The organism is Ruegeria arenilitoris (genome assembly GCF_013032855.1).
Classification (GTDB): domain Bacteria; phylum Pseudomonadota; class Alphaproteobacteria; order Rhodobacterales; family Rhodobacteraceae; genus Ruegeria; species Ruegeria arenilitoris.
In genome coordinates this window covers 195,762-207,757 of the sequence record NZ_WQDA01000003.1, presented here as the reverse complement: position 1 = coordinate 207,757, position 11,996 = coordinate 195,762, and the positions used below count along the sequence as shown (strand labels likewise).

The following is an 11,996-nucleotide window of genomic DNA, read 5'->3' as shown; positions in this document are numbered from 1 at the left end:
GGGGCAGACCAATTGCAAGCGCCAGGAACCACCTGTCACGACCGGCGCGCTTCAACGCGCACGGGTTCCAACTTGACCGCGACCGGCGTGCCTCCACGCGGGCCTTTGGGCTTTTCGGCCATGCTCATGATCGCATAGGCGAATTGGACGCCTGCAAAGACGATCCCGTTCATGAACCAGATCATGATCAGCGCGATAAAGCCGATGTCGGACCCGGTGATGAGGTGACGCAGGTTGGCCACGTTCAAAAGCAGCAGCACCGCGACAAACACAGCCGAGATCACAAAGCCGAGCGCGACCTGGGTGATGTAAAGACGGATCAGTTTCGGCATGACGCACCTCCTTCACACGACAGGAGTCTAGCGCAATTTTATGCCGGGTAAAATCGCCCGTGGCGCGTCAGAACGCCTCGGGCTTGGCCTCGCGGGCCATGTGATCCAGTACCGCGTTGACGAATTTCGGCTCTTTTCCTTTGGGGAAGAAGGCACGCGCCACGTCGACGAATTCGGTGATGACCACCTTGGGCGGCGTGTCGCTCTGGCTCAGCTCGGCGCCGGCCGCGCGGAACAGTGCCCGCAGGGTCGGGTCGATGCGCGAGATCGGCCACTTGGCCACCAGCGCACGGTCGGTCATCTGGTCGATCGGCGCCTGATAGTTCACAGCATCATCCACCAGCTTGCGAAACAGCGTGCTGTCGCCTTCCAACATCTCGTCGCCCTCGTAGACCGCGCCGAACCGGTGATCCAGAAACTCGTTGACCACCTGCTCGGTCGTCTGGCCCGACTGCTCCATCTGGAACAGCGCCTGCACGGCATACAGCCGCGCGGCGGATTTCATCAGGCGTTTCCGGTTTGCCGGTTTCGGCGTGTCTGTCTGGGTCATGCTGTCGTTGATCCGTTGCTGTCGCCCGCCACAAGGATGGACTCGGACGGCGGCTTGAATCCGACGCCCTTTTTAGAAGCGCCCCACTTACGTCTGAGCGCGATCAGATGCAAGGCCGCAGCCGCCGCGCCGCCGCCTTTGTTCATCTTTTCCGGATTCGCGCGTACTTCGGCCTGCGCGTCATTTTCAACCGTCAGGATGCCGTTGCCGATGCAAAGCCCCTGCAGGCCCAGCAACTGGATCGCGCGGCTCGAGTCGTTGCAGACGGTTTCATAATGCGTGGTCTCGCCCCGGATCACGCAGCCCAGCGCCACATAGCCGTCGAAGTTGCACTGGCGGTCGGCCATGGCAATCGCGGTCGGAATCTCGAGCGCACCGGGCACCTCGACCACCTCGCAGTTGCCGCCGGCGGCCTCGATCTCGGCCTTGGCGCCGCGAACCAGCTCGTCGGCGATGGCGCGATAGAACGGTGCCACGACGATCAGCAGCTTGACCGGGTCGTCGAATTTCGGGGTCGGCAGAACGCCGTGTTTGTCTTGCTCAGCCATGCTCAGTCATCCTTGAGAATCGAGCGGGTCCCGACGATGGACAGGCCAAAGGCGTCCAGACCCAGGTATTTCGTCTGCGGCGAGTCGGTCAGCAACACCAGTTCCTTGATGCCCATCTTGGACAGGATCTGCGCGCCCAGACCGGTTTGCTTGATGGTGCGCGGGCCTTCGTCCTCGGCCGCGTACAGCGAGTTGCGCGGGTTGCGGAACAGGCAGACCACGCCGCGCCCTTCGTCTGCGATCTTTTCCATCGCGCGCGGCAGTTCTTGCGGCGATTTCGGACCAAGACCCAGAATGTCCGAGGCCTCGTGCAGCGCGTGGGTGCGGGTCAGAACGGGCTCGGGCGTGCTGATGTCGCCCTTGATCATCACCACATGTTCGATCCCGTGGGTCTGATCGGTGAAGATCCGCATCTCCCACTCGCCGCCATATTCCGATGTGACCGTTCTGCGCGCGGTCTCGACCACAAGATTGTCATGGCGCGCACGGTACGAGATCAGGTCGCTAATGGTGCCAATCTTTAGCCCATGCTCCTTTGCAAATTCGACCAGATCGGGCAGTCGTGCCATGGTGCCGTCGGGCTTCATGATCTCGCAGATTACGCCCGAGGGGTTCAGCCCGGCCAGGCGCGAAATGTCCACGGCGGCCTCGGTGTGGCCGGCACGCACAAGCACCCCGCCCCGCTTGGCGCGCAGCGGAAAGACATGGCCGGGCGTGGCCAGATGCGCCATGGTGTTCTGCTCGTTGATCGCGGTGGCGATGGTCAGCGCCCGGTCGGCGGCCGAGATCCCGGTGCTGACGCCTTCGCGCGCCTCGATCGAAACGGTAAAGGCGGTTTCGTGCCGCGACGAGTTGTTCACGGCCATCATCGGCAGGCCCAGACGGTCGATCCGCTCGGCCGTCATCGGCAGGCAGATCAGCCCGCGGCCATGGGTGGCCATGAAATTGATCGCTCCGGCATCGGCGAATTCCGCCGGGATCACCAGGTCACCTTCGTTCTCGCGATCCTCGTGATCAACCAGGATATACATCCGGCCTTGGCGCGCCTCTTCGATGATCTCTTCGATCGGGCTGATCGCGTCGCGCAGCTGGGCCTCGACCGGTCCGGGTGTTTCAAAGCTCATGGGGCAGCCTTTCACAGAGCAGGTGTTGCATCGCGGGATAGACCAGCGCGCGCGCAAAGGCCAGTCCGCAAACGAAGTGGGCCGTACCTAACGCGACGCAATTTCTTTGCTGGCGATCACGAAACTTCGGCCAATCGGGCCACATACCGGGCCAGCGTGTCGATTTCCAGATTGACCCGATCTCCGACCTTGGCCGCGCCCCAGGTCGTCACCTCTTTGGTATGAGGAATGAAGTTGATCCCGAAATCGCACCCGTCGACATCGTTGACCGTAAGCGAAGTGCCGTTCAGAGCAACCGAGCCCTTTGGCGCGATGAAGCGCGCCAAATCGTTGGGCGCGCGCAGGGTCACGCGGGTGCTGTCACCTTCTTCGGCCATCGCGACGATCTCTGCGACGCCATCCACGTGTCCCGATACGATATGGCCACCCAATTCGTCACCCACCTTCAAGGCCCGTTCAAGGTTGACCCTTGAGCCCAACTTCCAGCCGTCCAGATTGGTTTTGGAAACGGTCTCGGCGCTGATCTGAACATCGTACCAGTCATCACCCAGCGCGATGACTGTCAGGCAAACCCCGTCGCTGGCGATCGACGCACCAATATCTATGCCGGATGTATCATAGCCTGTCCGGATGCGTGCACGCAGATCGCCCTGCTGCTCCAACTCGATAATTGTGCCGATATCGGTGACGATCCCAGTAAACATTCCGTTAACCCTCTGCGCCTAAGCTGTGCCATGCAATCCACGCCGAGGTAAGGCCAAGTGGCGGGCGGAGCAAGCCCTGCCTTGCCCGGCTGGCCGCAAAAAGGCATAGTTTGTTCAATAAAACACGGGCAACCAGAATTCGAGCATCTGGCATGAGGCAACCGAAGGACAACTCCGACAGTCGCGTATTCCTGTTTCTGCAGGGGCCGCATGGGCCGTTCTTCAGCGGCCTGGGTCGCATGTTGCGCGCGGCTGGCGCGCAGGTGTGGCGTGTCGGGTTCAACGCCGGGGACCAGGCCTTTTGGTTCGATCGCGCCAGCTATATCCCCTATCGCGGCGGGCTAGAAAACTGGCCGGAAAGCCTGACGAACATCATCCTGTCGCGCGGTGTTACCGACATCGTGCTTTATGGCGATGTTCGCCCGGTGCACGCCGACGCGATCCGTACGGCGCGACACCACGGCATCCGTGTTCATGTGTTCGAGGAAGGGTACCTTCGACCTTGGTGGGTCACCTATGAGCGCAATGGGTCAAACGGACATTCTCGCCTGATGGATCTGGAAATCGCCCAGATGCAACAAGCGTTGCAAAGCTCGGGCGCCAAAACGCCCCCACCCCCGTCACATTGGGGGGATATGCGGCAACACATTTTCTACGGCGCTCTGTACCATTGGTTCGTTCTGTGTGCGAACCGCGGGTACCGGAATTTCCGCCCGCACCGAGAAGTGCCTGTCTCAATGGAATTCAAACTGTATTTCAAACGTTTGGCGCTCATGCCAATCCATCGACTGCAGCGCGTTCTCGCCACTTGGCGTGTAAGGCGCGGCGGGTTCCCGTATCATCTGGTGCTGCTGCAACTGGGGCACGACAGTTCGGTCCAGGCGCATTCGGATTTTTCATGCATGGCCGATTTCATCACCCCGGTGATGGAAGGGTTCGCCAAGGGCGCACCGTCCCACCACCGCCTGGTCATCAAGGAACATCCCCTTGAGAACCAGCGCGAGCCGCTGAGAAGACGCGTCCAAGCACTTGCGCGCGAACTGGGCATCTCGGATCGCGTGCATTACGTGCCCGGGGGAAAGCTGGCGCGACTTCTGGATCACGCGAGCTCGGCCCTGACTATCAATTCCACCGCCGGACAGCAGGCTCTGTGGCGTGGCATCCCTCTGCGTGTCTTTGGAAAGTCGGTCTACCACAAGCCTGAACTGGTCTCGCATCAACCGATTGACGAATTTTTCAGGCACCCGCAAAAACCTGACACGGAGGCCTATCGGGCATACCGCCAATTCCTGTTGGAAACCAGCCAGGTGCCGGGCGGCTATTACTCGCGCGGCGGACGGCGCCAGTTGCTGCGGCGAGTCGCTGACATGATGCTGCAGGCTCGCGACCCTTATCAGGCCGCGCTGACCGGAATCGCGACCATCACGCCACAGTTGAAAATCGTTGAATGACACGGTGCTTCGCTGGCTGGAACTTGAAGTTTGAAACCGCTAGTTTGACCGCAAACCAAAAGACTACATACGAAACTCGAGGTATTTCGGCAGTGCAGCGTTTCCCTACTCGATGGATACGAGGGTTGTCCCTTGTTGCAGCCATTGGCCTACTGACAGCGTGCCAACTGCCCAAGGCAGGGCCGAACAAAACCGAAATTCTGGCGGGCTCGACAGTCAATGGCGGCAACGCCCACGTGGTCGAAGTTGATGACCGGGTGGCCCACGTCACCTCTGCGGTTCCACAGTTTGGCTTTCCCCCTGCCTTCCGGTCAGCACAAAGCGTAACATCCGACACCATTCGTCCCGGCGACGTGCTTGGCCTGACCATCTGGGAAAACGTCGACGACGGTCTGCTGGCTGGTGAAACCGGCCCATCGACCAATCTCGATGAGGTTCAGGTCGACAGCGAAGGTTTTATTTTCGTGCCTTATGCCGGCCGCTTGCGCGCCTCGGGCAACACGCCCGAGCAGCTACGTTCGCTGATTGCGGAAAAGCTGCGCGAGCAGACGCCTGATCCGCAGGTTCAGATCCGCCGCGTGGCGGGTGACGGTGCGACGGTCTCGGTAACCGGTACGATCGGCGCCTCTGGCATCTATCCGATCGAACGCCCGACCCGAACGCTTTCGACGATGCTTGCCAGGGCCGGTGGCGTGGCGGTCGCCCCGGATATTGCGCTGGTCACGTTGATCCGCGGCAATCAGCGTGGCACCGTGTGGTATGACGATCTGTTCCGCAATCCTGAAACCGACATCGCACTGCGCGGCGGTGATCGCATCCTGGTCGAACAGGACACCCGGTCGTATATAGCGCTGGGGGCCACGGGTGGGCAATCCCGGGTCGCCTTCGACAGTCAGGATCTGTCCGCGCTGGAAGCGCTGGCGCAGGTCGGCGGCTTGCAGTCGCTGTCCTCAGATCCCACAGGGATCTTCGTTCTGAGGGACGAACGTGAAGATATCGCACGCAAAGTGCTGGGCCAGCCGAACCTTCAGGGCGAACAACGCGTGATCTACCTGCTGAACCTCACGGCGCCAAACGGTCTGTTTGTAGCACGTGATTTCGTGATCCGCGACGACGACACGATTTACGTGACCGAAGCCCCGTATGCACAGTGGACCAAATCGATTTCGCTGATTGCCGGTGGTCTGACACCCGTTGCAAACGTCGCCACGCTGACCGGAAACTGAGGCATGAAACCCGGCGCCGACACTGCGGACGCCGAGGATCGAACGCGCCTGTATGTCTACAATGGTGGGTTTCTGGCCCAACGCAGGGTCCGACGCATCCTGTCGCTCGCGGGGTTCGACATTCGCGTTGGGCTTCCGCGTTCGGGCGACATGGTGGGCATCTGGGGCGAAAGCCCGACCGCGCACCGCGGAACCCGAGTTGCGAAAGACCGGGATATCCCGCTGTTGCGGGTCGAGGATGCATTCCTACGATCCCTGCTGCCGGGGCGCGATCGCGAGCCGCCGCTGGGCCTGCTTCTGGAACGACGTGCGATGCATTTCGATCCGTCACAGCCTTCGGACCTCGAAACTCTGCTGGCCACGCACCCGCTGGATGACACCGCCCTGCTGGATCGGGCGCGCGGCGCGATCGCACGGCTGAAGGAATCGCATCTGAGCAAGTATTCGGCCTGCGACCCGGATATCGCGCCCCCGGATCCGGGCTATGTACTGGTTGTCGATCAGATACAGGGCGACGCGGCGGTTACGGCAAGTCAGGGCGGACCTGCGCGGTTTCTCGAAATGCTGATCATGGCCCAAGAGGAAAACCCCGGCGCGCGCGTGATCATCAAGACCCACCCAGAAACGCTGCAGGGCCATCGGCGCGGTTTTTTCTCGGAGGATGACGAAACTGACCGTGTCTCCCTGTTGGCGGATCAGATCAGCCCCTGGTCGTTGCTGGAAGGCGCGATTGGGGTCTATACCCTGTCCTCGCAACTGGGGTTTGAGGCCATTCTGGCCGGTCACAAACCTAGGGTTTTTGGGCAACCCTTCTATGCCGGGTGGGGTCTGACGCAGGACGAGATGCCTCTGCCGCGCCGGCAGCGCAATCTGACCCGCGCTCAACTATTCGCTGCCGCCATGATACTGTACCCGACGTGGTACGATCCCTATCGCGACCAGCTGTGTGAGCTGGAAACGGTGCTGGATACGCTTGAGGCCCAAAGCCGCGCCTGGCGACAGGACAGGCACGGCTGGACAGCATCTGGAATGCGCTTGTGGAAACGCAGGCATATTCAGCAAACCTTCGGGAAGTGGAAAAAAGTCCGTTTCGTACCGGAACGGCCCTCGGCATCCGACAGGCCTCATATGGTCTGGGCCAATCGTAATCTGGAAGCCGAAGATGTGGTCCGCGTCGAAGACGGTTTTTTGCGCTCGCGCGGGTTGGGGGCCAACCTTGTGCCCCCGCTTTCACTGGTGACCGACGACCTTGGAATTTACTACGACCCCACCCGACCCAGCCGTCTGGAAGAACTGATCACCGCTCGCGAAGAGTTGCGACCCGATCAGGAGATACGGATACGCCGCCTGGTGACGCAACTCACCGCCGCGGGGCTAAGCAAATACAATACGGGCGGCAGTTGCCCCCCTTTGCCGGACGGGCACCGGATTCTTGTACCTGGCCAGGTAGAGGACGACGCCTCGATCCGGTTGGGCACCAGCACAGTCCGCACAAATCTCGAGTTGCTGAGCACCGTTCGCGCGGCCAATCCCGACGCAGTTCTGATCTACAAGCCGCATCCGGATGTTGAGGCCGGGCTTCGGGACGGTCGAATAGACGCCGAGGGTCTTGCAGATTTGGTCCTCCACGAGGTCGACCCGGCACTGGTTCTGCCAGAGGTCCATGAGGTCTGGACAATGACCTCACTGCTTGGGTTCGAAGCTTTGCTGCGCGGGATAAAGGTCACTACGCTTGGGGCTCCGTTCTACGCCGGCTGGGGTCTGACGACGGACCTTGGATCGGTCCCGGCACGCCGAGGCGCGCGACCGACGGTGCTGGGCCTGGCCTACGCCACGCTCATCGACTATCCACGGTATTTCGATTCAGTTACTCGCGATGCCTGCCCGGCGGAGGTTGTCGCAGAACGTTTGGTGCATGGCCCGATTTCACCTGCTGGGCCGGCAATCCGGCTGCTGGCCAAGCTTCAGGGGGCTTTTGCAACACATGCGAACCTGTGGCGCTAGGGCTCGCCGCTAGCGTACTGGCCGGCGCCAGACATGCAGAACATCGCCACCCAAGTCCCGGGTTTCGACCAGCGCAAAGCGAGGCGCGTCGCCCAGTTCCTCAAGCCCCATGGCGCCAATGGCAGGCAAGCCTTCGGCTCCGATGGCCAAGCCCGCGCTGAAACCGACCAACTCGTCGACCAGATCATTTGCCAGCAGGGACGCAGCCAGAGCCGAGCCCCCCTCGCAGAACACCCGGGTCAGACCGGCCTGCCCCAATTGATGGAGCATATCTGCAGCATCGATCCGGTGATCCTGCAACGCGCAGGATATCAGCCGCGCGCCCAGTCCCTGCCACGCCGCGGCACGCTCGGGGTCGGGCGACGGGCCATGGCAAAGCCAAACGGGGATATCAGACGCGGTTCGGGCCAACTGGCTGAGCAAAGGCAATTCGAGGTGACGTGAAACCACGACACGCACGGGTTGCCGGTCGATACCCAGATCACGAACCGTCAGCGAAGGATCGTCGGCCCGCGCGGTGCCCGCGCCGACCATCACCGCATCGTGCCGCGCACGCATGGCATGCACCGCCCGACGGGCCTCGGGGCCGGTGATCCACTTGCTCTGCCCGGTCTCGGTTGCGATCCGTCCATCAAAGCTGCTGGCAAGTTTCAGCGTCACGAACGGTCGGCCTTGCTCGGTCTTCATGAAAAAGCCCGCGTGATCCATTGCCGCCTGATCGCTCAGAACCCCGGTCGTGACCTCAATCCCGGCATCGCGCAACATGGCAAAACCCTGCCCCGCGACGCGCGGATCGCTGTCCTCGATCGCCGAAACCACGCGGGCCACTCCGGCGTCGATCAAAGCCTGAGCACAAGGTGGCGTCTTGCCGTGATGCGAACAAGGCTCCAGCGAGACATAAGCGGTCGCGCCACGCGCCTGTTCGCTGGCCTGGGCCAGAGCCTCGGTTTCCGCATGAGGGCGACCGCCGGGCTGCGTCCACCCGCGCCCGACGATCCGGCCGTTTTTCACCAGAACGCATCCGACCGCGGGGTTGGGCCAGCAAGATCCTTGTCCGCGCCGCCCCAAGGACAGGGCCAGCGCCATGTATCGCTTGTCTGTTTCGGTCACTCGTCAGTCGATGGCTGCGGCGGGCGCAGTTCGTGGACGAACTCCTCGAAATCATCGGCCGCCTGGAAATTCTTGTATACGCTCGCAAAGCGAACATAGGCGACGGTGTCGATCCGCGCCAGAGCTTCCATGACGATCTCGCCGATCTTGTTGGACGGAATGTCGGTCTCACCCATGCTTTCCAAGCGCCGCACGATGCCCGATATCATCTGGTCGATGCGGTCCGGATCAATCGGGCGCTTCTGCATCGAAATTCGGATTGACCGTTCCAGTTTGTCCCGGTCGAAATCCTCGCGTTTGCCATTTGTCTTGATAACCACGAGGTCGCGCAACTGGACCCGCTCATAGGTGGTGAAACGGCCCCCGCATGCGGGGCAGAACCGACGCCTGCGGATGGCCACGTGATCTTCTGCCGGACGTGAGTCCTTGACCTGAGTATCGATATTTCCGCAAAACGGGCAGCGCATCCGCCGTCTCCTCGTCCCTTGTTCCGCCTCTTTTTGTCAGCGCTGTGGCCGACTTATCCACAACTATAGGGCAGCCGCTAGAGTTTGGGTAGTCGGAAATTTCAACCGCTATATGCAGGGTCACCCAAAATGCGCCGCAACTCGGCGAACATGGGGCGCGGTCCTGTGCTCGAACAGGTAGATACCCTGCCATGTTCCCAAGGCAGGTTGCCCACGTCGGACCGGGATCGAAAGCGAGACCGGCATCATAGCCGCCTTGATATGGGCCGGCATGTCATCGGGCCCTTCATACGTATGTTTCAGATAAGACATCGACGGATGATCTGTGGGCGGAACCAGCCGCGAGAAAAATGCCTGCAGGTCCGTCTGAACCTCGGGATCCGCGTTTTCCTGTATCAAGAGTGAACAGGATGTGTGGCGGACGAACAGCGTCAGCAATCCGTCGGCCCCACTTGAGGATAGCCAGTCACGGATGTCGGAGGTGAACTCGTACAGCCCCTGCCCTCGGGTTTCGATGGTGAATTCGGCCTGCATCAACCGGGTGGCCCTGTTTGCGTCAGTTGAAGAATGGGCGCACGTTGCACCGGGCATTCGCACCTTGGACCGACATGCTGTAGCCCGGTTGAAATCCAGAAACCACTACGCTGGGTTGCTGTGGCACGCCGCCTGTCGGCGGTTTGATCGAAAACTGCACGGCGGTCCGACGCCCGGTTGTCACACTGGGCCCGTAGCCGCGCAAAACGTAAATCCGCTGCTGCCAGCCGGCCCCCAGTTTGCGCCGAGCAAAATCCGCCGCCGCGCACCAATACCCATCAACGTCCTGCCGGGCGCGGGGGATGACCTCAAAATCGGTGCTGTTCATCGGCTCGGTCCGGTACCCGTTCGGGGCGGCGTCAGTCTCGACCGGAGCAGCTGCAACCATTGCCGCAACCGCGTAGCATGTCAGAATATGTTTCATTGCAAATATCTTCCCTGATTTTGACACGCATCATAGCCTAGTTTTTCACCAAGCCCAGAACAGCGTCGTTCACGATGATTTCAGGAACAGTGCGCACGCGAGTGGTGCCTTGCGTCCGGGGAACTGGGACATGCATTCAATGTGTGCCGGGGAGCCACAGATCGGTTGGTGTGACCAAATCCTTCGGCTCTGCCCGATCCCCACGGGACTGACCCGGCACGCGGCTGATTTATGACGGCCGTACCATCGAGTCTTTCTTTGCCCGGCCACGTCTTTGTGATCTGAAGCCATTTCCGGTGTATGTAGGTGCGCCGTGTCTGACCCTGTATGGGGACTGTCACCTCACAAAAACTATGCAAATGACAAAAATCGCTACATAATCCGGCCAATTCAGTGGGTTCCGGAGCGTGGCATGCAAGTCGATATCGCCAGAATTCAGCTGCTGGCGTCCGCGTTGCAGGATCAGGCAGGGAATACTGATACGGTCGTTCGAGTCCTCGCCAAAAGCGGGCTGAGTGCGCAAGACCTCGCGCCGCCTGCAAAGTTGTACAGTGCCCATAGCGAGGCCTTGTTTGCCCGCCACGCTTGCGATGAACTCAACGACATCCTGTTCGGCGCGCGAACGGGCTTGCAGTTCAGCGCAACTTCTAGCCTGACCGCTTATATCAGCAAGTATTCCCGGGACCTCCGGCAGGTACTGGAGAACGCCAACCACTTCCACCGGCTGATTGATCCGGCCATCGCCGTGAGGCTGCATGAGTCCGGAAATTCGGCAACCATCGGGGCCAGGTGGAAGGACCCAAGCTTTTCGCGGTACCACCGGCGAACCGAGTTCCTCATGTTTGCCTGCATTGCCCGCCTGCGTGCTCTGACGGGGATCCCGATCCAACCGATCGAACTACGGTTTCAGCACAAGGTCGGCGCGCGAGAGGAAGACTATTCCAAACTCGGCAAATTCCCGGTGGTGTTTGGCGCGGAAAAGCTCGAGATCATTTTGCCGCAATCAACGCTCGACGTGCCTGTCCCGACCTACGACCCCAGCTTGCGACAGCACCTGATGGAATATGGTGACCGTCTTCTGCGTGAAAACAGTGACGAAAAACAGACATTGCGGTCGCGGGTCGAAGGGCGGATCACCCAATCGCTTCCGGGAGCCATCGCCCGCGCCGAACAGGTCGCCAAGGATCTGGGCATGAGCCCGCGGACATTCGGTCGGCGCCTGACCGAGGAAGGCACCAGCTTTCGCGAAATTGTCGACGACCTGCGCTGTGACCTCGCCAGAACGTTTCTGAAGAACGACATGAGCCTATCTGAGATCTCATACAGCCTTGGCTACGCAGACCAGGCGGCGTTTTCGACTGCCTTCAAACGCTGGACCGGGCAATCTCCCAGCGCGTACAAGGATAAGTCCCGGCGCAGAATGCTTGCCTGACAAGCGGCCGGGGGTCATCAGCGTTGCCGCCTCGCCCCGACCTGTCCCATGAGTGGACACGAGCGATATGGTCCGCGAAGGCTCTGACCA

General features: G+C 61.0%; 13 protein-coding genes. 4 read left to right on the top strand and 9 right to left on the bottom strand.

What is annotated here, in order from left to right:
• Positions 1-35: 35 nt before the first annotated feature.
• From GOW72_RS11190 to GOW72_RS11170, 5 genes are all read right to left on the bottom strand, one after another.
• Entirely contained in the window at positions 36-332 is a 297-nt protein-coding gene (locus GOW72_RS11190; RefSeq protein ID WP_170339706.1) for a hypothetical protein, read from the bottom strand.
• 67 nt (positions 333-399) lie between these two features.
• Positions 400-882, bottom strand: coding sequence for a transcription antitermination factor NusB (gene nusB / locus GOW72_RS11185; RefSeq protein ID WP_170366911.1), 483 nt, complete (start codon positions 880-882; stop codon positions 400-402).
• On the bottom strand, positions 879-1,430 hold the full coding sequence (locus GOW72_RS11180; RefSeq protein ID WP_170366910.1) for a 6,7-dimethyl-8-ribityllumazine synthase: 552 nt from the start codon (positions 1,428-1,430) through the stop codon (positions 879-881). The genes nusB and GOW72_RS11180 overlap by 4 nt, the downstream gene beginning before the upstream one ends.
• A 2-nt stretch (positions 1,431-1,432) precedes the next feature.
• Positions 1,433-2,554 (bottom strand): 3,4-dihydroxy-2-butanone-4-phosphate synthase, encoded by a 1,122-nt coding sequence (gene ribB / locus GOW72_RS11175; protein ID WP_170366909.1) that lies wholly within the window; start codon positions 2,552-2,554, stop codon positions 1,433-1,435.
• 116 nt (positions 2,555-2,670) lie between these two features.
• Positions 2,671-3,258 (bottom strand): riboflavin synthase, encoded by a 588-nt coding sequence (locus tag GOW72_RS11170; RefSeq protein WP_170366908.1) that lies wholly within the window; start codon positions 3,256-3,258, stop codon positions 2,671-2,673.
• A gap of 152 nt (positions 3,259-3,410) precedes the next feature.
• On the opposite strand from GOW72_RS11170, the gene GOW72_RS11165 reads away from it, so the two are divergent.
• The 3 genes from GOW72_RS11165 (at position 3,411) to GOW72_RS11155 (ending at position 7,939) form a co-directional block, all read left to right on the top strand.
• A complete protein-coding gene (locus GOW72_RS11165) occupies positions 3,411-4,709 on the top strand; it encodes a capsule biosynthesis protein (protein ID WP_170366907.1) in 1,299 nt (432 codons plus the stop codon).
• Between the two features lie 92 nt (positions 4,710-4,801).
• On the top strand, positions 4,802-5,935 hold the full coding sequence (locus GOW72_RS11160; protein ID WP_342355374.1) for a polysaccharide biosynthesis/export family protein: 1,134 nt from the start codon (positions 4,802-4,804) through the stop codon (positions 5,933-5,935).
• A gap of 3 nt (positions 5,936-5,938) precedes the next feature.
• A complete protein-coding gene (locus GOW72_RS11155; RefSeq protein WP_170366905.1) occupies positions 5,939-7,939 on the top strand; it encodes a capsular polysaccharide biosynthesis protein in 2,001 nt (666 codons plus the stop codon).
• Between the two features lie 9 nt (positions 7,940-7,948).
• On the opposite strand, the gene ribD is transcribed toward GOW72_RS11155, so the two are convergent.
• From ribD to GOW72_RS11135, 4 genes are all read right to left on the bottom strand, one after another.
• Complete coding sequence (gene ribD / locus GOW72_RS11150) at positions 7,949-9,049, bottom strand: bifunctional diaminohydroxyphosphoribosylaminopyrimidine deaminase/5-amino-6-(5-phosphoribosylamino)uracil reductase RibD (protein WP_170366904.1); 1,101 nt, start codon at positions 9,047-9,049, stop codon at positions 7,949-7,951.
• Positions 9,046-9,516, bottom strand: coding sequence for a transcriptional regulator NrdR (gene nrdR, locus GOW72_RS11145; RefSeq protein WP_039534475.1), 471 nt, complete (start codon positions 9,514-9,516; stop codon positions 9,046-9,048). Before nrdR ends, ribD begins: the two co-directional genes overlap by 4 nt.
• Before the next feature lie 120 nt (positions 9,517-9,636).
• Positions 9,637-10,050 carry a secondary thiamine-phosphate synthase enzyme YjbQ gene (locus GOW72_RS11140; RefSeq protein ID WP_170340078.1) on the bottom strand — a complete coding sequence of 138 codons (414 nt, stop codon included), beginning with the start codon at positions 10,048-10,050 and terminating at the stop codon, positions 9,637-9,639.
• A 22-nt stretch (positions 10,051-10,072) separates the two neighbouring features.
• Positions 10,073-10,474, bottom strand: coding sequence for a hypothetical protein (locus GOW72_RS11135; RefSeq protein ID WP_170366903.1), 402 nt, complete (start codon positions 10,472-10,474; stop codon positions 10,073-10,075).
• A gap of 412 nt (positions 10,475-10,886) precedes the next feature.
• On the opposite strand from GOW72_RS11135, the gene GOW72_RS11130 reads away from it, so the two are divergent.
• Positions 10,887-11,906 carry a helix-turn-helix domain-containing protein gene (locus GOW72_RS11130; protein WP_170366902.1) on the top strand — a complete coding sequence of 340 codons (1,020 nt, stop codon included), beginning with the start codon at positions 10,887-10,889 and terminating at the stop codon, positions 11,904-11,906.
• Positions 11,907-11,996: the final 90 nt, after the last annotated feature.